The organism is Mycobacterium sp. IDUB_37 (assembly GCF_055419245.1).
In genome coordinates, this window is sequence record NZ_JBVAXG010000016.1 from 60226 (window position 1) to 79822 (window position 19597).

Consider the following 19597-nt stretch of genomic DNA (forward strand, 5'->3'; position numbering starts at 1 on the left):
TGGGGGTGTGTATGCCCGCGCAAGTGACCACGCGCGCGCAGGTCAATGGCTATCGGTTCCTGATTCGCCGGCTCGAACACGCGCTGATTCGGGCGGATTCCCGGATGATCCACGACCCGATGCGCGGGCAGATCCGGTCGCTGCTGGTGGGTCTGGCCGTCGCCGTTCTGGTCACCGGTGCCTGCGGCGTGTTGGCGTTCTTCAAGCCATCACCCAACATCGGAAATGCGCAGATCCTGCTCAGCAATTCGGGCGGCGGCCTCTACGTGCGCATCGGCGATCGCTTGCACCCCGTTCTCAATCTGGCATCCGCCCGGCTGATCACCGGCAAACCCGACGCGCCAAAGTCGGTCAGCGACAAGTGGTTACATCAGCTGCCTCGCGGGCCGATGGTGGGAATCATCGGTGCGCCCACCAGCATTCGCGGCGGTGCCGACCTGCGCACGTCGGGTTGGACGGTGTGCGACGGCATCGAAACGCCGGACGTCACCCAGACCACCGGTACCGCCAGCGTGCAGACCACCGTCATCGCCGGTGATCTGACGCTCAACGATGAAATCCGCAAGGCGGATCCAGCGCAGATGCTGCTGGTCAGTGCTGGATCAGGGGCCGGATCCGCCGTGTATTTGATCTACGACGGCGTGCGGGCGCCGATCGACCCGACCGATTCCGTCGTCGTCAATGCCCTGCACCTGCAGAACGCGAAGACCCGGCCCATCTCGGTCGGTCTGCTCAACGCATTCCCGCTGGTAGCTCCGATCCGCCCGGTGGTGATCGACGGCGCGGGCACGGTGATTCCGGGTATCCCGGCGACCTATCCGGTGGGGTCCGTCGTCAAGGCGGTCGACTCGCGGGGCGAGCAGCTCTATGTCGTGCTGTCCACTGGGCTGCAACCGATTTCGTCTGCGGCCGCAGACATCATCCGCTACAGCAACGCCGGCGACATCGCGTCGCAGGGGACACACGACATAGCGCCGTCGGTGGTCAGCCGGGTTCCGATCGTGCATTCCCTGCCGATCGACCACTACCCGAGTGTGTCGCCGCAGATCGTCAACGTCGAACCGGACCGGGTGGCGTGCATGGCGTGGGAACACGCCAACAGCGCCGCGGTGGCAGGTGTCCGGCTGTTGGTCGGCCATCGCCTCCCGCTGCCCGACGGTGCTCAGCCGGTTGCGCTGGCCACCGCCGACGGCAATGGTCCAAGCGTCGATGCGGTGTATCTCAAGCCGGGCACCGGGGAGTATGTCCAGGCCACCGGCGGTGAAGCGGACAGCCGGTCGGTAGGGCAGCTGTTCTATGTGTCGGATACCGGGGTGCGCTATCACATCAAGGATCTGCCTACCGCCGCCGCTCTCGGCGTCACCGGCGTACACGAAACACGCAGCGATGCCGATGTTCCACAACTCGCTCCCTGGCCGGTGCTGTCGTTGTTGCCGTCCGGGCCGGAGTTGTCTCAGGAAGCGGCCCTGGTATCGCACGACGGGATGGGCGCGGACCCACGCGGGTCGAAGGTCGAACAGCCGAAGTCGTGAGTTTGACCGATTAGACCCGAAGTTCGCGGAACATGGCATAGAGCCGAATGATCCAGCAGCACAACGGAAATACGGTTGCGATCGCGATGTACTCCAAGATCTCGACCTGACGGCGCAACACCGGTGAGAACTCCAACCGTGGTGCGGTGATGCCGCATGCGACGACCAACGCCATCAACACCACCAGTGCCAGCGCCGAGGGAAGCTCCCAGTTGTCGAGTCCGACTGCCATCTTGACGATCGACAGCAATGCGATCGCGAGGCCGGCGCCGATCAGTGTGACGGACTGGACCAGATCATGGTGGCTGCGCCCGCGCAGACACAGCACGGTGGCGACCGCCAGCGCGAATGCCGCACCCTGCCAATAGAATCGGCCGCTCACGTCGACAGCGAGATAGCAGCCGACGGTTGCGGTGATCGCCGCGGCCACCAACATCCCGGTCAGGTACTGGCTGGCCCGCCGGACCCGCAGGATCATGCCTTCCTCGGTAGGGATGACCTGCTTGCCGAGGGCGTTGACGCCCTCGACGGTGGTGCCGCCTTGGGTCTCGATGTCGTCGAGCGGCTCACCGGCCGTCGGCACTCGCGGGACCGGCAGTTTGGCCAGCAGGATCGTGACCCGCGGGGCGAGGTAGACGATCATCACCGACACGGTCGCCAGCACGGCGCCCACGGCGCGTTCGGCCGGATTCCACAGCAGGTTGACCACTGTGGCCCCGCCGCCGATGGTCGCCAGTGCAATCACCGCTGAATGCAGCGCCCGGCCGCGCCCGGTGATCAGCAACACCAGCAGTGACGCCAATCCCGTCAGGCCGAACGCCATCGGCAGCGACTTCGCCCCGAAGCCGTCCGGGACCACGTAGAGCGAACCGCCGAAGAGCAGCGGAGTCGCTATCGCGGCCACCCACTCCGAGCGTTGCGACCCGCCAGAGCGGTGTGCGATCACGCAGGCGACGATCACCGCGAGCACCCCGACAGCGAGCGCGGTAGCGGGCACGTAGACCTCGACGGCATGACGAGGTAACAGCAACGCCGCGGTGAGTGTGGCGGCCAGACCAACGCCGAAGCAGGTGATCAGCCGCGAATCGCGCGAAAGCCAGCTCTCGGTCCCCTCAGCTGCGGGAACACCTTCCAAATCGTCGAACAGCATCGGACGTGCCGGCTGGTCGATTTCCCGGATTGTCAGCAGCTCGCCGTCATAGACATTGGCCTCGGTCAGCGACCGGGTGGAATCAATCGCGTCGTCGCCCAGCCGGGCCAGGGTCCACTTGCCCTCGGTGGTGTCGAACGCGAGTCCGTCTCGGCCGGGATCAGTGCCGGGATGTGCCGCCAGCTGTTCGTTGGCGATGTCGATGACGTCGTCGATGAAGGTCGCGATGCTGGTATTGGACGGCAATCCGACGTCGAGGCGAAGTTCGCCGACCACCAAAGTGATGCGGCTGAGCGTGGGCTCGGCCTCGGATTCTGCGTCTAATTCCGATAGCGACGGCGGTAAAGTCATCGCTATCGACCTCCTGCGGCTTGTGTCATTAGTTGGTGACAATACCTACGGCCGTATGGGAATTAGTTCGAGAGTTTTCTGGAAGCTTCGGGGGATGACCAGTTGAGTACGCAGGGTTTTGTGCGCCGACTGCGGGTATCGCCGCCACGCATGCCTGGTGGCGAAGTCAACCTGCAGCCGCCGCCTGAGGTGCCACGGGTGATTCCGGGCAACCTGCTGATGAAGCTGATGCCGTTCGTGATGATCGTCGCGGTGGTCGGGATGATCGCGCTGATGGTGACCGTCGGTGGCCGGGATCTGATGAAGAATCCGATGTTCCTGATCTTCCCGATGATGATGGTCATGTCCATGGCGGGCATGTTCATGGGCGGCGGCGCCCGATCGGGCAAGGCGGCCGCGGAGCTCAACGAGGAGCGCAAGGACTACTTCAGCTACCTGGCGAATCTGCGCGACGACGCCGACATGACCGGTGACGGGCAACGCACCGCGCTGGAGTGGAGTCACCCCGATCCTCGGGCGCTGCCCGACGTGGTGGGCACCCGGCGAATGTGGGAGCGCCGTCCGACCGACAACGACTTCTGCCATGTCCGGGTAGGAATCGGAACGCACCGGTTGGCCACCCGGTTGCTGGCGCCCGAGACCGGTCCGCCCGAGGACCTCGAACCGGTGTCCACGGTGGCGTTACGCCGCTTCGTCAAGACGCATTCCGTGGTGCATGCGTTACCGACCGCGGTGTCCCTGCGCGCATTTCCCGCCGTCACCTTCGAGGGCGACCGAAAGTTGGCGCGGCAGTTGGTGCGGTCCATGGTGTTGGAGCTGTGCGCGTTTCACGGTCCCGACCATGTGCAGGTGGCGGTGGTGACCGCCAATCCTGATGGTGAGAACTGGGGCTGGGTCAAGTGGCTGCCGCAGGCCCAACACGCCACGGCGCGCGATGGCATGGGGTCGCTGCGCATGTTGTTTCCGAGTCTGGAGTTGTTGGAGCGTTCGTTGGCCACCGACTTGGGGGAGCGTGGCCGGTTCAGCCGGAATGCCGAACCGGCCAAGGGACTCAAGCAGATCGTGGTGGTGATAGACGACGGATACATCACTGGCACAGAACGTTTGGTCACCGATGCGGGACTGGACAGTGTCACATTGCTCGATCTGAACGGCGCCGACGGGGCCGCGAATCGGCGCGGGTTGCAATTGGTGGTGGACGGCCAGGACGTCGGAGCGCGGACCGCGGTCGGGGTCGAGCGCTTTGCGACCCCCGACACGATCACTGTCGCCGAGGCCGAGGCGACGGCCCGCCGGATCGGCCGTTACCGTTTGGCCAGCGCCGCGCACATCGTCAGCCTGGAAGCCGACTCGCGTGCCACCGACCCGGGGTTGATGGCGTTGTTGAAGATTCCCGATGCCGCCGAGATCGTCCCGGAACAGGTCTGGCGCAAACGTTCGCCGCGGGAGCGGCTTCGGGTGCCGATCGGGTACACCCCGAACGGTCAACCGCTGGAACTGGACATCAAGGAGTCCGCTGAATCCGGGATGGGCCCGCACGGATTGTGCATCGGCGCTACCGGTTCGGGTAAGTCCGAGTTTCTGCGCACCCTGGTGCTGTCGATGATCACCTCGCACTCACCCGATGTGCTGAACATGGTTCTGGTCGACTTCAAGGGTGGGGCAACGTTTCTCGGCTTAGAAGGGGTGCCGCACATCGCGGCGATCATCACCAACCTCGAGGACGAGCTGATCCTGGTCGACCGCATGCGTGACGCGCTCGCCGGTGAGCTGAACCGGCGCCAAGAGCTGCTCCGCTCGGCCGGCAACTTTCCCAACGTTACTGAGTACGAACGCGCCAGGGCCGGTGGTGCGGAACTGGATCCGCTACCGGCGTTGTTCATCATCGTTGATGAGTTTTCTGAATTGCTCTCGCAGAAACCGGATTTCGCTGAGTTGTTCGTGATGATCGGCCGGCTGGGCCGTTCGCTGCACGTGCACCTGCTGCTGGCATCGCAACGGCTGGAGGAAGGCAAGCTGCGCGGGCTGGACTCGCATCTGTCCTACCGGATCGGGCTCAAGACCTTCTCGGCCGGCGAGTCGCGAAGTGTCCTCGGCGTCCCGGACGCCTACCACCTGCCCAGCGTTCCCGGCTCCGCGTTTTTGAAATGCGATGCCTCCGAACCGATTCGGTTCAACACCTGTTATGTGTCCGGGGACTACGTCCGGCCGCGCCGCGCGGCCCTGGGCGGACGAAAGCGGCAACTCGGCGCGCTGGCACCGAAACTCTTCACGGCGACCCCGGTCAAGAAGGATGCCGTCACGACTGCCCAGGCGGAGGAGGCCGGTGCGTCCGAGACGTCTTTCTCCCCAGCACTGTCCCCGACGAAGACGACATTGCTCGACGTGGTCGTGTCGCGCTTGCGGGGGCACGGGCGTCCCGCGCACGAAGTGTGGCTGCCGCCGCTGGATGAAAGCCCGGCCGTCAATAGGCTGCTGCCAGATTCGAATTGGTCCGGCAGCGAGAACGTCAACGGGCGACTGTGGATGCCTATGGGTGTGGTGGATCGTCCCTACGACCAACGTCGTGATGTCTTGATGGTCGATCTGTCTGGCGCTCAGGGCAACGTCGCGGTGGTCGGCGGTCCGCAATCGGGCAAGTCGACGGCGGTGCGGACGCTGATCATGGCCGCCGCCGCCACACACACCCCGGAGCAGGTGCAGTTCTTCTGCCTCGATTTCGGTGGCGGAACACTGGCCAGCCTCGCCAATTTGCCGCACGTGGGTGGGGTGTCCGGCCGGATGGATGCCGACGGAATCCGTCGCAGCGTGGCCGAAGTGGCAGGAGTGCTGCGGGCGCGGGAGGTGCGGTTCCGTGATCTGGGGATCGAGTCCATGCGCGACTTCCGTCAGCGCAAGGCGCATTTGGCCACCCTCGCGCCCGAGGTCGCTGCACGGGATCCGTTGAGCCAGGACAAGTTTGGCGACCTTTTCCTGGTGATCGACGGCTGGGCGTCGATCCGCAGTGACTTCGAGGTGCTGGAACCGGCTCTCAATGCGTTGGCCGTGCAAGGCCTTTCCTACGGTGTGCACCTCGTCATCACCGCTACCCGCTGGATGGAGATGCGCCCGGCCGTCAAGGACATGCTCGGCACCCGCGTCGAGTTGAAACTGGGTGATTCGATCGACAGCGACGTCGGCCGCAAATTCGCCGACCTGGTACCCGTCGGGCGGCCCGGGCGGGGCATGACCCACCAGCGACTGCACCTGCTGATAGCGCTGCCACGACTGGACTCCAGCTCGGCCGTCGAGGATCTGCCGGAAGGTGTGTCCGCTTCCGTTGAAGCGGTCCGCGCCCGCTACGGCAAGCGCCAGGCACAACGGGTGCGAATGTTGCCGCACAACCTCGACCGCAGCGCCGTGGTGCGTGCCGCGCGCACCGCGGGAATGCTTGGTAAGTCGCGAATCGCGATCGGTATCAATGAATCTGACCTCATGCCGGTCGTTCTGGACTTCGATTCGCAACCGCACCTGGCGGCGATCGGTGACGGCGAATGCGGAAAGACCGGACTGCTTCGCAACATCGCGACGGGCTTGATGGAGAACTCGACGCCCGAACAGAGCAAGGTCATCCTGGTCGATTTCCGTCGCTCCATGCTCGGTGTGGTGGCCAATGAGTTCCTGGGTGGCTACGCGACCAGTTCGCAGTCCTGCACCGAGCTGATGAACGCTCTCGCCAAGTCGCTGCGGGACCGGCTGCCCCCCAGCGACATCACCCAGCAACAGCTCAAGGAACGATCCTGGTGGTCGGGGCCCGAGTTGTTCTTGATGATCGACGACTACGACCTCATCGCCGGCGGTTCGCTGAGTCATCCGCTCGGCCCATTGGCTGAATACCTTCCGCAGGCACGTGATATCGGGTTGCGGGTCATTGTGGCCCGGCGCCTCGGAGGTGCGCAGCGGGCGATGATGGATCCCTTCCTCGGCCGGATGAAGGACTTGTCGTGCAACGCATTGATAATGAGCGGCTCCAAAGATGAAGGTGCGTTCTTCGGCTACAAGGCCAGCCAAATGCCGCCGGGGCGCGGCATGCTGATTTCGCGCACCATGAAAAGCGGCGTCATCCAACTATCGAACATGCCGGACCTGTGACCGGGGCAAGTGAGCTGAGGCAGCTGCACGTGGTCTCGGCCGCGCCGGAACAGATCCGGGTGTCGGTGTTCGGCGGACGAACCCAGCTTGACATTGCGCTGCCACTGGATGTTGAGGTGTCGGGCTTCGTCCCGGAATTGGCCCGGCTGATCCGTTCCCGGGATACCGAGCAAACGGATGAAGTCCCGGCGAAAAAGGATGAGCGGCGCGACTTTTGGGTGCTCAGCTATTTCGGCGACGGCACCGTGCTGCGGCCCGACCAGACGTTGCGTGAGGCCGGCGTGGGCAGCGGCGAGCTGCTACGACTGTCGTCGCAACGGGCGTTGTCGTCACCCACCCTCTACGACGACGTGGTCGACGCCGTCGGGCGGTTGAACAAGGCCGCCTACGCCTCCTGGAATACGGCATCCGCACGCTGGATGTCGTTCGCCGGCATCCATCTCGCGGCCTTCGGCATCGTCTACTGCCTGATCGGCAGGGTCGGCGCGGCGGACCGTCCGGTGATCGTCGGACTGGCTGCCGCTTCGGCACTGGCGCTGGTCGGTGGGGCCGCAATGGCCCACCGTTCGTACCGGCTTGATGAGGTCGCCGCCGGGCTGGGGTGGGCGGCGATTCCGATCACGGCGGGGATCGCCGGCGCGCTGCTGCTGCACCACGGCGACTACGGCGTGGCCGCCGCCTGCGGGGTTGTGCTGATATGTTGCGCCGTCTTCGACCGGGTGGTCGGAATCGGGCATTGGGCGTATCTGGCCGCAGCGGTGCTGTCCGGTCTGATCGGTGCTGGGATGCTCGCTCGCGCACTGCACGCGCCCGCCGTCATCGTTTTCGTGACGCTGGCGGTGGTGGCAACGCTGAAGTGCCTGGTGGTGAAGCGGCTGACCGCACGGCTGGGACGATTCGACACACCGACCGTCGACCTCGAAACCAACCGGGAAGACTGGGATTTCGCGAATCCGTTCGAGCCATCCGCACCGACCGACGAAGGCGATTCGGGCTCGGCGATGCCGACGGCGGAGGCGGTGTGGACAAAAGCCAAGTCGGCGGCCATCACGCGCGCGGCGTTGCTGGCCGGACTGGCGGCCGGCGTTGCGGTCGCCGTGACACTTTTGCTGGCCGGCGGCGTCACCTGGCCCAAATTCGTGTTCGCGTTGGCATGCGCGTCCGTGCTGGGACTGCGGAGCCGAACGCTGGATACCTGGTTCGAGCGTGCCGGGCTGGCGGCACCGGCCGTCGCGATCGTGGTGGTCAGTTGCGTGCTGGCACAGAGTGGAATCAGGTTTCTGCCGGTGACAGCGCTGGGTGTGCTGCTCGTCGTCGCGGTGGGGGCTGCTGTGGCCGGATTGGCCAGGCCCGGCGCTGGGACCCGCTGGGCGACAATGCTCGCCTATCTGGAGTACATCGCCGTTGGTGCGCTGATCCCGTTGGCGCTCTGGGTAGTCGGGGTCTATCAGCGATTGGCATGGTGATGGCCGGGTTGCTGCGGGTGGCCGCGCTGGTGGCCGCAGTGTTGCTGACGGCCGCATTGGAGCCCGCGCAGGCGTGGGCGATCCAACCGCCGGTTGTCGAACCCGGCCCGCCGCCGAACGGTCCACTGGGGCCGGTAGAGCCGACCGAACTGAAGGCGATCTGCGGGGTCCCAACCGGATTGCTTCCCCAGTCCGACTTCTCGGTGCAAACCAGCGCCGAAGCCATGCTCGATTACACCGAAGCCTGGCGGTTTTCCCGCGGCGCCGGCCAGAAAGTGGCCGTCATCGACACCGGGGTGAATCGCCACCCGCGGTTGCCGTCATTGGAGCCCGGTGGCGACTACGTGTCCAACACGGACGGGCTGCAGGACTGCGACGCGCACGGCACCCTGGTCGCGGGAATCATCGCCGCTGCACCGAGCGCCACCGACACTTTCGCCGGTGTCGCGCCCGAGGCGACCATCCTGTCGATCCGGCAGAACAGCACTGTATTCAGCGTCAAGGAGGGCGGCTCGGGGCAGCAGAACGACCCCAACGCCATCTCGCCGGGCTACGGCAACACCCTGACGCTGGCGTACGCGATCACGCACGCGGTCAGCTTGGGCGCCACCGTCATCAACCTGTCGGAGGTCGCCTGCAGCCCGGTCGGCGCCGGACTCGACGATGCGCCACTGGGACGGGCGGTTCGCTACGCATTCGAGCGCAACGTCGTCGTGGTGGCCGCGGCCGGAAACTTCAGCAACCAGGGATTGTGCAAAACGCAGAACGTCATGCCTGACCCGAATATGCCGTTGCGGAGCGGGTGGAATTCGGTGCGCACCATCGCCAGCCCAGCCTGGTTCAACGACTACGTGTTGACGGTTGCAGCGTTGACGACGTCGGGTGAGCCCGCCGATTTCAGCCTGCGCGGGCCCTGGGTCGGCGTCGCCGCACCCGGGGAACGAATCACGTCACTCGATCCGAGTGGGCCGGGGTTGACGAACGCCGTCATGAGCCAACAGGGGCTGGCGCCGATCAACGGGACGAGCTTCGCGACGCCGTTCGTCTCCGGGTTGGTGGCGTTGATTCGTTCCCGGTATCCCGAACTCAACGCGGCTCAAGTCATTGATCTGGTCAGGCGCACCGCCCACACGCCCGGTGCCGGACCGAACGAGGCAACGGGGTACGGCGTGATCGACCCGATCGCCGCGTTGACCTATCGACTTCCCCCGGCCGGCCAGGTGCGCAACCCCGACGCGGCAACACCGATCGCCGGACGGCCCCACGTCGACCCGGCCAGTCAGCGCGCCCGCATCATCGTGTTGTCGGTCACCGCCGGAGCCGTGGCACTGGCCGCGATCGCCTGGGCACTCTCGGTGGCGAGGAGGCGTCGGGAATCGCAGACAGCCGATTCTCAGCCGGTGAAGTAGGGAAACCCCGGAAATTAAGCCATCCGCGCTACGTACGATTGAAGGCGGCGTCAAGCGAATAATCGGGCCCGAAAGGGGGGATGACGTTGGCCAAGCAAGTGCCCAAACCTGAGCAGGCACCCAGCGAGGATGAGCGCGGGCTAGCACGTCCCCCTTGGTTGCCCGGCGAGAAGAAGCGGCGGCGCGTCCACATCGGTCTCGGCAAGCGGCAAGACAAGGACGATGCCGACCATCGGCCCGATGAGACGGCCGTCGAACCTGGTACGGGACCGCAGCGGGTGGTAGCCGACGAGAATCCGCTGGCAACAACGGCAGCTGATCCGCAAGTTAAGCGGGAGCGCGTTCCCGCGCCGCGCGCCAAACTCGACGGCGCTGCAGCCTCCGAGCCGAGCAGCGACTCGCAGGACGGTGCTGCAGATGCACGACCGAAGCGGGTCGCCGTGGGCTATGACCGTGCCCGGCGCCTGCAACAACTGGATGCGCCGTCCAATCCGGTCGCGAGTCTCGAGCCTACGTCGCCGACCGAGAATGGCCCCCAGGAAGCGCAGGCGGTCCCGGCTGCGGCAACCGCTGCCGCTGCGTCTGTTGAGCCGGAGTTGCCGGCCATCGATAGCGTGATCGATGACGACGTGCTCGCTGTCGAAACCGCCGATGCAGACCTTGATGCGATCGCACCGGACCCAGATCTGGAAGATGACTCCTGGTTCGTGGTAACGGCAGAGCCCGATACGCCTTTATATGCCGAGGCGCTGCGGCAGGCCGAGTCGCAGTACGAAGAGTTCGTGCCAGGTCTGTTCGTGGCGGAACCCGTGGTGCGGCATGAAGTTTCGGAAGAGCCTGAGATAGTTGCCTTCGAGCCTGCGGTGGATTCGGAACAACTGGTTGAGGTGTCGCGTGAATTTGAGTCGCATGCTGCGGCGGCGGTCCCCGAGGTGGTGGTAGAGGTTCCGGCTGAACCCGAGCCAGAGCCCGTTGAGGTTTGGGAAGCGCCCGAGCCTTCGGTAAAACCGGATGAGCCGGTTGAGGTTTCGCGGGAGTTTGAATCCCACACCGATACGGCGGTGCCGCAAGAATTGGTGACCCCTCAGTCGCTTGAACCGGAACCGGAACCCCTAGGAGAGTGGAACTTCGGGATTTCAGATCGCCTTGAGGATCTCCAACCTGAGCAGGCCGCACCCGAACCCGAGCCCGAGCCCGTTGAGGTTTCGCGGGAGTTTGAATCCCACGCCGACACGGCGGTGCCGCAAGAATTGGTGACCCCCCAGTCGGTTGAACCGGAACCGGAACCCTTACGAGAATGGGACTTCGGGGTTTCAGATCGACTTGAGGACCCGGAACTGGAACAGACCGCTCCCGAACCTGAGCCGGAATCCTCATCCGGCGAACTCGATGAAATCGAGATGCGCGCCGCAGCCTTGCTCGAACAGATGGCAGCCAAGAGGGCGGCGGTGGGCGCCGAGCCGATGGAAGCGCCGGACGACTCCGGTGGGGGACCTGAGCTCGCAACGCCGGACTGGGCGGAGTCCATTGAGGCTGATGCTGAGCCGATAGCGGAAGTCGAAGAGCACACGGATGTCGCCGTCGAAACAGTGATCGAAGACGGCGAGCCCGAGATCGAGTCGCTGGCTGAACCGCAAGACGATGCTCCATCGCTGCCCGAGGAACCTTCGCTGCCCGAGCCGTCAGAGGCGGATGCCGTCGCGCCTAGCGAGGAACGGCCCAACGAGCCCTCAAACCGTCGCCCGGCCCTGCCGCCCTGGCAGCAGGCAGGTGCGAAGATGCCGGCAGAGTTCGAGCCGGCCCCGATAGAGGATCGGGCGGTGGCGCGAGAGCAGGCGTCGGTGCCCGAAAAGCATTCGGCACCAACACCTCAAGCAGCCCCCCCGCCCGGACAGCGACCGCCGCCCCGGTTCCGCCCGGGTGCCATGCCGCCGTGGCCACCGCCACCTCCGCCCGGTCCGTTTCCGCCGCCGCCGTGGTGGCCCGGACCACCACCGCCGGGTCAGCGCAACGCGCCGCCTCGGCAACCCGCGCATGCTGCCGGTAAGCCGCCGGTTGAATCGCGCCCGGTTCCGCCGCCGAGCAGCCCGCAGCCGCCACCAGGCGGCCCGCCGCCGAATTACCAGCCGTTCCGGCTGCCGCCGTCGATCGACGAGGCCGAGATCACTAACCTGGATCGGTTCGCGCCGCCGTCCGGCTGGCGCCGTGCCGTGCATAAGGCAACGTCGGGCCACCTCAATCCTGGCGCCTCGCGAAAGGAACGCCAGCAGGAACATCTGCTGGCCGAGATCCGGCAGCCGATCGTCGGCGACTTCCGGATCGCCGTGCTCTCGATCAAGGGCGGCGTCGGAAAGACAACCACCACATTCGGTTTGGGCTCAGCGCTGGCAACCGTGCGCCACGACCGGGTGATTGCGGTGGACGCCAATCCGGACCGGGGCACCTTGGGTGAGCGGGTCGGCGATCTGTCGACACGCTCGACGGTTCGAGATCTGTTGTCGGATCCGAACATCAACCGCTACGCGGACGTTCGCAATCACACCCTGATGGCGACCAGCAGGCTGGAAGTCATTGCCAGCGAACAGGATCCGGCGGTGTCAGAAGTCTTCGGCGCCGATGACTACCGGCGCACGGTTGACATCCTGCGGCACTTCTACAACATCATCCTGACTGACTGTGGCACCGGCATCATGCACTCGGCGATGTCAGCGATCCTGGATCTCGCGCACACCATCGTGCTGGTGAGTTCTCCGGCTATCGACGCGGCGAAAAGTGCGTCAGCGACCTTGGATTGGCTTAACCAGCATGGACATTCGGGCCTGGTGCGGGAAGCTCATGTCGTGCTGAGCGCCTCTCGCCCGGGTTCGGCAGCGCTCAAACTAGACAAGGTCTACGAACATTTCCAGTCACGCTGCCGCTCGATCCACCTGATCCCGTTCGATCCGCACCTCGCCGAGGGCGCCGATGTCGACTTCGGTCGTTTGAACCCCGCGACGAGACAGGCCTATCTGGAACTGGCCGGGTCGGTATCGGAGAATTTCGGGCGACTGCGCGCGCCACGGGAACAATCTTGAGTCACGTTTAAATGCGGGTCAGCACGATCTCTATTTGAAGGGATTGAGGGTTCGGCCTAGAACATACTGAATGCGTTGCGGGAGTGGGCGTATGGCTGCAGCAGTCATTTTGTTGACGGTGCCGGGTATGCAAACGGGTTTTCCGTCCTTGACCGCTGCCCACCCCTCCCGGACGACGGCCTCGGGCTCCTGCCACATGATGCCGGGCAGCCGGTCGGCGGCAGCTCGGGTACCCATCACGTCGTGAAACTCGCTGCGAGTGAAGCCGGGGCAGAGTGCCGTGACGTGGATGCCGTGAGGTTTGAGTTCCATGTCGAGGGATTGGGACATGTTGAGCAGATAGCTCTTGATTCCGGTGTAAAGCAAGCCTTCTGCTGCTGGTGCCAACGCTGCTAGTGAGGACAGGTTGACGATCCGTCCCCAGCGGCGTTCCTTCATGCCGGGGATGACGCGGTGGCACAGCTCAGTTGTCGTAGTCACCATGAGTTGGATCTCTGCGGCCAGTGCGTCCCAAGGCGTTTCAGCGAACTTTGTACTCGCCGACAGACCTGCGTTATTGATGAGGACGTCGATCTGCATCTCTAATGCGGCAGTGTGATCGATGATCGAAGCAGCAGCGGAAGGTTCAGAGAGATCGGCGGCGATCACTTCGCTGCGTACGTGGTGCTCTTCATGCAACTGCGCGGCCAGTTCCCGGAGTCGCTCGGCGCGTCGGGCGACAAGCACGACGTCATATCCTTCGGTAGCGAGGTGGCGAGCGAAGGAGGCTCCGATGCCAGCGGAGGCCCCGGTAATGAGAGCGGTTCGTTGGTTCGCGTTCACGGCTTCACTCCTCGTCGCGGGTGTTTCGGCCCGCGGGCCGAGTGGTCGGAGTGCGCGGGAAATCAGAACCGGCACCCCGACCCGCCTCGTCAGTACAGACAAGATCTCACCATTTATCAACGATGAAGGCCCGGACTCGCCGCTGTGGCGAGCCCGGGCCTTTGCTGCATCTGGTCAGAAACCGCCGGCCAGGCTGTTGTCCAGGGCCTGCATTTCATCCTGCTGGTCGCTGGCGCCTGCGCCGGTCGACTGGATGGCTTGCAGGTAGTCCTCGAGTTTCTGGTTGATCCGCAGGTGCGCGGCCTGAAGCGCTTCAGGCGTCGCACCCTGCCACAGGTCCGAGATTCCCTGGAAGATCTTGTGGACATCGTCAGCAATCGTGTGGATATCGCTGACGACCCGCTGGATGTGGTCTAGACCGTCGTGATTCTCTGCAAAGTTGTAGAGGATGTCGCTGCTATTCGCCATGTCAATTCCCTTCTGTCACATAGCCTGTTGGGTGATCTGGTTGGCTTTCTGCTGCGCCTCGGAGACGATGTGGTCGAGCTCGTTGCCGACGGCAGTCAGATCTTCGTCGTGAGCCTGCATGGCTTCGCCGAATCGCTTGGCCTGCCCGCCATGCCAGGAACTGTTAACCATTTCCTCCGCGCGTATCCGCATGTCGGTCTGGCGGTTCTTCACCTGCTTGACCTGCTCGTCGATGTTCCTCAGTACCTGCTGTGCCTGTTCCGGCGAAAGAGCAACAGTCATCGGCTTCTCCAATCTTTTGCTGGCCCGGGGATTCCCGGAAATTACTTAGTGGGATTGCTTCGCTGGTTTCTCAACTGTGATCTAAAGCCTCTCCCATCGTTCCGCTGATAACTCGACGAGTTGGCCGATCGCTTGGCCGAGCGCATGGTCTGAACCTGGCTTCAGCGTGGTCCAGAGCTGTCCGCTGGGGGAGGCGCTGGGTGCACCGACGATCCGGCCGTGCTTGGTGTAAAAAACCCCGATCGCGGCGGGTTGCCGCGAGATCCGATCTTCATCGGAACACAGTGCGTAGTAAACGATTTCGGCAAAAGCTCTGCGCGACGCCAGGGCGGCGCCCAGCATCATGGCGGTGCGTGGCTCGGCGCCGAGCGCGCGCACCCGATCGGCCAGTTGCGCCGAGTCGTGGGTGCCGATCAAGTTGCGGCTCACCGCTTCCAGCGGTGCCGGCACCGGGGTGAACTGCGCGGCCTGAGCACGCGGCAGTTCGCCGATCAGGGCTCGGACAACGCCGGGCAGATCCAGGGGGGTGTGGATCACGCGGAGCGTGATGTCATTGGCCACCCGGCGCGCCAAAAGCTGCAAGTCGCCGCGTCGCACCATGGAAATTCGTGCCATGCCATCGGGGGTGACCAACCGCATCGCCAGCTCCCGGTGCGGACGTTGCAACGCCTGCAGTAACGGCAGCAGGTCGGGCTCGACGACGCCGTCGATGATCAGGTTGCGCGCGTTGAGGTGGCGTGTCGCGATGTCGAATGCCGACGTGAGTGCGTCGACGGTGCCGTACCGCGGTCGTATCCCTAAAACCGTTGGGAAACTTTGGATTCCGACTCGTGATCCGATGACCTGCAACTCGTCGTCGGTCAAGGTGAAGTCCGGGGCTACGGCGGTGGTCACAGAGTCACCTCCTGGTCGGCGCCGATGACTGCCGGCGAAACCCAACGATCCGACACCTGCTGAAGCGTGCGTTCCGGTTCGTTGGCGAACGCCTCTACTTGTTGCGGTTCAGGCGTGGCCAGATCGTCGAAGATCGCGGTGTTCGGACCCCAGCTCACATTCGAGACCGTGAACGGCGCATCGCTCTGCTGCGCGGCCGGCAACCAGGAGTGGCCGGTATCGGACAGGCTCGCGCCAGGTTCGCCGCCACCTTCGAGTGTCTCTGTCTCCCGGAATGATTCGTACGCGCGACTGCTGTCTTCGCGTCTGTTTCCGGCCATCGGCGCGTAACCCCCGCCGCGGCCCATTCCGCTGCCGCTGGACGCATCGCTGGCGAAGCTGACCTTTTTCAATTGCTTGGCTTGGTCGCTGGGCCTGATCGGATTGGCGAGCATGGGGGAGAGCTGCCGCGGAGCGCCTCCGCCGCCACCGCCCCCTCGTGACCCGCCGCCGCCAGATTTGCCGTCCTTCTCCGACTTGAGTGCGGCGCTATTGGTGACCTGCGGGGGAACCGGTTGCTCCCAGGGTTCGGCCAGTTCTGCGACGGCGTCCTCGTACCGGTTCATCACCGCGGCCGCGTCCGCCTGCTGGGTTGAGGCCGCCTCGTCGAACTCGGCGAAGCTGCCCTGCAGGATCGCGCCGTTGTAGGCGGACAGCGCCGACATCATGTCCTGGGCCGCCTTGGCTTCGACGGCCTCCGAGACCGACGGCATCGACAGGATCGCGACCGTGTCGGCGACCGCTGCTTCTTCAGCGCGGCGTCCGTTCGCGGCTGCGCTCAGGCTGGCCGCCTGCAGCCACTTGCCGAACGCTTCCAGCTTGTGGACCACCGCTTCGGAGGCGTTGCTTTCCCATGAGTCGCGGAATCGTTCGACGATCTGGTCGTAGTCGGCGGAGATTTTCGCGAACTCGTTCGCGACCCGGATCCACGCTGCTCCGGCTTCACCTACCGAGGCGGGACCGGGACCCTCGGTCAGGTCGCGCGCCAGCTGTTCAGTGCTGCGCGATTCCCACACCACATTGGTGAATCCCATGGTCTAGCCCCCTTTCCCGTTGTCAGAGTGGTCTCGAAAGTCGTTGTCGCCGAGGGATTAAGCGAGGTCGGCTTCGGCGATGCGTCCGGAGTGCGCGCGCACGGTTGCGGCGATCTCTTGAATCTCGTTGGCGCCCTGGTCTGATGCCTTGGTGAACGAACCGAGCACCTCGTTGAGCGTGTGCGCGACCCGTTGTGACACCTCTTCGTGTCCCGAGGCGATCACGTTCAGGTTCGACGCCTCGGTCTGCATCACCCGCTGCATGCGGCTGGCGAGTTCGTCGAGTTGCTTGGTGACCTCGTTGACTTCGTTCGGTTGGATTGAGAGACGGTTGTTTTCGGCCATTTTCACTGCTCCTGTAGGACGAAGTTTTCCTAAATGCGAAGTTTGATGTCGGGGCTGTCCCCGGGATCGACGGCGGTTTCGCCGATCACCGGGGGAGTCGCGTTGCCGAGATCGCCGACAATCTCGCCACCTTGATCGGTCGTGTGCAGGAACGACGCAGCCGAATGGCTGCCTCCGGCACCGGCTTTGCCGTGTTGAGCGCCTGCTGCGCCGGCTCCCATCATTCCCGCGCCACCCATGCCCATCCCGGCACCGCCGGCCGACGGCCGGGCGGCAGCCAGCGATCGCGCCGCCGATGCGCCGCCGGTCTCGTTCTGCAACATCGGTGAGGACGGTGTCGCCCTGGCCGGCGTCGTCGCACCGGGTCCGCCGCCACCGCCGTGTCCGCCGCCGCTCGGATGTGCCGCACTCACCATTCGGCCGGTGTGGCCGAGCGCGGAAGCGGGTGATGCAGCGCCCTGGGCCGCCTGGCCCAATCCCGACATCAGACTGGTGCCGGCCTGCATACCTGCCTGCAGCGCCTGGGTACCGGCCTGGACACCCATGGTCAGCGGCATCATGCCCATCTGCATTGCGGGGCCGATCATGCTCATCCCCACCGACATCATCGGCCCGAGCATGCCCATCGCCATCTCGGGGCCCTGGGCGACCGCGACCGGCGCTCCGGTGGCGGTGGTGGCCGCCGCCTGGCTGGTCAGGGTGCTCTCGAGTTCGGTGATGGCCTCGGTGGCCAGCGCGCTGGCCCGCGATGCGGACTCGACCATGTTCGCTGCGGTCCAGGGCAGGCCGCCGGAGAGCGCCTCGAGCTCGTTCTGGCATTGCGTGAGGATCTCGAGCAGCCGCGCCTGGCCCTGCGCGACGTTGGCAGCCGCGGCGCTGTACTGACCACCTAATGCGGTGCCCTGCGCGCCGACGGCGGCGCCGTTGGCCAACGTCTCGCCGGTCTTGGAGGCGGCCGCGGTGGCCGCGTTGCCGGCCCAGCCCTGGCCGCCCATGCCGCCCATCATCTGACCAAGTGCCTGCTGCAGTCCGCCGGCCGCCTGTTGAAAGGCCTGCGTGACGCCGCTGAACATCTGCGTCGGATTAAGGCCCTGGAAAAGTCCGGGTCCGAGGGTTCCGAGCATGTCGGTGACGGGTTTGAGCAACCCACTAGAGAAGTTGCTGCCCGCGCCCCCCGGCGCTCCGGAGAGTTCGGCGGGCAGACCCTCCAGCCCGGAGAAGTCCGGGCTGCCGGTGGGGAGCTGTCCGAGGTTGAACTGGCTCAAGATGTCCTGCACCGGCCGGTTGAGCCAGGATTGCAGGTCATTTTCCAGTGAGTTGATTACCGGTAGGTGATCGAACTGAGCAATATGGTCGATCTCGCCGGATGACCCTGCACCTGGTGCAGAGTCCATGGTGCCCATCGAATGTGCCTAAACGTCGGTGGGTGTATCCGCGGCGACAACGGCTGCCTGCGAAAGGTTGGTGGCGGTGCCCAGTAATGCGTGATTCGTCGCTGTCAGCATGCCGCTCATCACGTTGTTGGCCGTCGATTCGAACATCGCCGGAATCATGTTCGCCACTGCGATCGGGCCCAACGCCGTCGCGAATGAGCTCAGCTGTGCCGGAGTGACTGCGCTGAATGCGCTGGTGATAGCGGTGCTGGCGCCCTGTTGTGCCGCCGTCAACCCCTCGACGAATTCAGGTTCCATAGAAAATGTCATGACGTTCCCCCAGTATCCCCACTGTGTTTGCGGCTAAGTCGCTGGTCTCTTCACCGTAAGCGCCGCCGTGCGCAATAAACTGCACGAATTTTATCCAGACAGGCGCGTCGACCGCAGGTCACTTGAAAATTGCGACGCAATTTGGCGCGCGTTGAATAATGTTATTCCGGCTCGATAATGGTGCCGTCGGAGCGCACCAAGGGGGCCTTTTGCAGCTCGTCCAGGCGGGCGGTGAACTCTTTGAGCAGGAAGCCGTACCGCTGCGCGGCAACCTCGGCCGCAGCCCTTGCGGTATCGACGATCAGGGTCGCCAGGACGTCCGGATCCAGTCGGCTCGCGGGTGGTCCCAACCACAATCCGGTGAGCTGGCCGAGCCCGTCGACTTCGGCGCTGACCGCCCGGTCGCGGCTCGTCACCCGGGCGGTGATGGTCTTCGACTGTTCGGTCATCGACTGCAGTAGGTCGCGCTGCTTGATGGCCCGGGCGATCACGGACTGCGCCAGGCTGGTCATACCGGCCTCATCCACGTTGCCGGCGGTTCGTTTTCGTCGTCCTCTTCGTCGAACAACTCGTGTTCGGCGCGGGCAAGATCGTCGTCCGTCGGCAATCCGAGCTCGCGGATCACCGATGCGGTGAAGCCCTTGGCTTCGAGGCCACGCCGGTAGGCCACCTGGGCGCGCAGCGCCGACAACTTGCACAACGCGAGGATCTCGCTCGCCAGCTCCTGGGGCGGTCTGGTGAGCTCGGTCCGGTCGATTTTGAGGGCCGTCGGCAGGCCACGCTCGGTGGTGACGACCGCGATCGTCCCGGCACGGGACCGCACGGGTTGCTGTCGTTGCTGTGGCATGTGGCATCACCTCCGGGGGTCGGGAAATCCAGGCCACTCTGTTCATATCT

At 64.9% G+C, this 19597-nt stretch carries 16 protein-coding genes; 5 read left to right on the plus strand and 11 right to left on the minus strand.

The window, feature by feature from the left end; all coding sequences use genetic code 11:
* Window positions 1-11: 11 nt before the first annotated feature.
* Window positions 12-1532 (plus strand): type VII secretion protein EccB, encoded by a 1521-nt coding sequence (eccB, locus tag ACZY1I_RS31415; protein WP_463761488.1) that lies wholly within the window; start codon window positions 12-14, stop codon window positions 1530-1532.
* 10 nt (window positions 1533-1542) lie between these two features.
* Here the strand turns inward: eccB and eccD (ACZY1I_RS31420) are convergent, their stop codons facing one another.
* Window positions 1543-3033 (minus strand): type VII secretion integral membrane protein EccD, encoded by a 1491-nt coding sequence (eccD, locus tag ACZY1I_RS31420; protein WP_463761489.1) that lies wholly within the window; start codon window positions 3031-3033, stop codon window positions 1543-1545.
* Window positions 3034-3135: 102 nt separating this feature from the next.
* Between eccD (ACZY1I_RS31420) and eccCa the strand changes: the two genes are divergently transcribed.
* From eccCa to ACZY1I_RS31440, 4 genes are all read left to right on the plus strand, one after another.
* Window positions 3136-7164, plus strand: a complete 4029-nt coding sequence (eccCa, locus tag ACZY1I_RS31425) for a type VII secretion protein EccCa (protein WP_463761491.1) — start codon at window positions 3136-3138, stop codon at window positions 7162-7164.
* Window positions 7161-8630, plus strand: coding sequence for a type VII secretion integral membrane protein EccD (gene eccD, locus ACZY1I_RS31430; protein WP_463761492.1), 1470 nt, complete (start codon window positions 7161-7163; stop codon window positions 8628-8630). Before eccCa ends, eccD (ACZY1I_RS31430) begins: the two co-directional genes overlap by 4 nt.
* The gene (mycP, locus tag ACZY1I_RS31435) at window positions 8624-10039 is read left to right on the plus strand and encodes a type VII secretion-associated serine protease mycosin (RefSeq protein ID WP_463761493.1); all 1416 of its coding nucleotides are present in this window, start codon (window positions 8624-8626) and stop codon (window positions 10037-10039) included. Before eccD (ACZY1I_RS31430) ends, mycP begins: the two co-directional genes overlap by 7 nt.
* Before the next feature lie 86 nt (window positions 10040-10125).
* On the plus strand, window positions 10126-13113 hold the full coding sequence (locus ACZY1I_RS31440) for a nucleotide-binding protein (protein ID WP_463761494.1): 2988 nt from the start codon (window positions 10126-10128) through the stop codon (window positions 13111-13113).
* 30 nt (window positions 13114-13143) lie between these two features.
* Here ACZY1I_RS31440 and ACZY1I_RS31445 read toward each other — a convergent pair whose 3' ends face one another.
* The 10 genes from ACZY1I_RS31445 to ACZY1I_RS31490 form a co-directional block, all read right to left on the minus strand.
* Window positions 13144-13935, minus strand: a complete 792-nt coding sequence (locus ACZY1I_RS31445; RefSeq protein WP_463761496.1) for an SDR family NAD(P)-dependent oxidoreductase — start codon at window positions 13933-13935, stop codon at window positions 13144-13146.
* A 174-nt stretch (window positions 13936-14109) separates the two neighbouring features.
* Window positions 14110-14403 carry a WXG100 family type VII secretion target gene (locus ACZY1I_RS31450; protein WP_463761497.1) on the minus strand — a complete coding sequence of 98 codons (294 nt, stop codon included), beginning with the start codon at window positions 14401-14403 and terminating at the stop codon, window positions 14110-14112.
* Window positions 14404-14418: 15 nt separating this feature from the next.
* A complete protein-coding gene (locus ACZY1I_RS31455) occupies window positions 14419-14685 on the minus strand; it encodes a WXG100 family type VII secretion target (protein ID WP_463761499.1) in 267 nt (88 codons plus the stop codon).
* Between the two features lie 81 nt (window positions 14686-14766).
* Window positions 14767-15579, minus strand: a complete 813-nt coding sequence (locus ACZY1I_RS31460; protein ID WP_463761501.1) for an ESX secretion-associated protein EspG — start codon at window positions 15577-15579, stop codon at window positions 14767-14769.
* On the minus strand, window positions 15576-16652 hold the full coding sequence (locus ACZY1I_RS31465; protein WP_463761502.1) for a PPE domain-containing protein: 1077 nt from the start codon (window positions 16650-16652) through the stop codon (window positions 15576-15578). Before ACZY1I_RS31465 ends, ACZY1I_RS31460 begins: the two co-directional genes overlap by 4 nt.
* A gap of 57 nt (window positions 16653-16709) precedes the next feature.
* On the minus strand, window positions 16710-16997 hold the full coding sequence (locus ACZY1I_RS31470) for a PE family protein (RefSeq protein WP_463761504.1): 288 nt from the start codon (window positions 16995-16997) through the stop codon (window positions 16710-16712).
* A gap of 29 nt (window positions 16998-17026) precedes the next feature.
* Window positions 17027-18391, minus strand: a complete 1365-nt coding sequence (locus ACZY1I_RS31475; protein WP_463761506.1) for a hypothetical protein — start codon at window positions 18389-18391, stop codon at window positions 17027-17029.
* 18 nt (window positions 18392-18409) lie between these two features.
* Window positions 18410-18700, minus strand: a complete 291-nt coding sequence (locus ACZY1I_RS31480) for a hypothetical protein (RefSeq protein WP_463761508.1) — start codon at window positions 18698-18700, stop codon at window positions 18410-18412.
* 161 nt (window positions 18701-18861) lie between these two features.
* Window positions 18862-19212, minus strand: coding sequence for a YbaB/EbfC family nucleoid-associated protein (locus ACZY1I_RS31485; protein WP_463761510.1), 351 nt, complete (start codon window positions 19210-19212; stop codon window positions 18862-18864).
* Window positions 19209-19547 carry a hypothetical protein gene (locus ACZY1I_RS31490; RefSeq protein ID WP_463761511.1) on the minus strand — a complete coding sequence of 113 codons (339 nt, stop codon included), beginning with the start codon at window positions 19545-19547 and terminating at the stop codon, window positions 19209-19211. The genes ACZY1I_RS31485 and ACZY1I_RS31490 overlap by 4 nt, the downstream gene beginning before the upstream one ends.
* Window positions 19548-19597: the final 50 nt, after the last annotated feature.

What these genes read in the sequence shown, in the direction of transcription:
- eccB (WP_463761488.1), top strand. Translation starts at nt 12, where the DNA reads ATGCCCGCGCAAGTGACCACGCGCGCGCAGGTCAATGGCTATCGGTTC.
- eccD (WP_463761489.1), bottom strand. Translation starts at nt 3,033, where the DNA reads ATGACTTTACCGCCGTCGCTATCGGAATTAGACGCAGAATCCGAGGCC.
- mycP (WP_463761493.1), top strand. Translation starts at nt 8,624, where the DNA reads ATGGTGATGGCCGGGTTGCTGCGGGTGGCCGCGCTGGTGGCCGCAGTG.
- ACZY1I_RS31450 (WP_463761497.1), bottom strand. Translation starts at nt 14,403, where the DNA reads ATGGCGAATAGCAGCGACATCCTCTACAACTTTGCAGAGAATCACGAC.
- ACZY1I_RS31455 (WP_463761499.1), bottom strand. Translation starts at nt 14,685, where the DNA reads ATGACTGTTGCTCTTTCGCCGGAACAGGCACAGCAGGTACTGAGGAAC.
- ACZY1I_RS31465 (WP_463761502.1), bottom strand. Translation starts at nt 16,652, where the DNA reads ATGGGATTCACCAATGTGGTGTGGGAATCGCGCAGCACTGAACAGCTG.
- ACZY1I_RS31470 (WP_463761504.1), bottom strand. Translation starts at nt 16,997, where the DNA reads ATGGCCGAAAACAACCGTCTCTCAATCCAACCGAACGAAGTCAACGAG.
- ACZY1I_RS31475 (WP_463761506.1), bottom strand. Translation starts at nt 18,391, where the DNA reads ATGGACTCTGCACCAGGTGCAGGGTCATCCGGCGAGATCGACCATATT.
- ACZY1I_RS31480 (WP_463761508.1), bottom strand. Translation starts at nt 18,700, where the DNA reads ATGACATTTTCTATGGAACCTGAATTCGTCGAGGGGTTGACGGCGGCA.
- ACZY1I_RS31485 (WP_463761510.1), bottom strand. Translation starts at nt 19,212, where the DNA reads ATGACCAGCCTGGCGCAGTCCGTGATCGCCCGGGCCATCAAGCAGCGC.
- ACZY1I_RS31490 (WP_463761511.1), bottom strand. Translation starts at nt 19,547, where the DNA reads ATGCCACAGCAACGACAGCAACCCGTGCGGTCCCGTGCCGGGACGATC.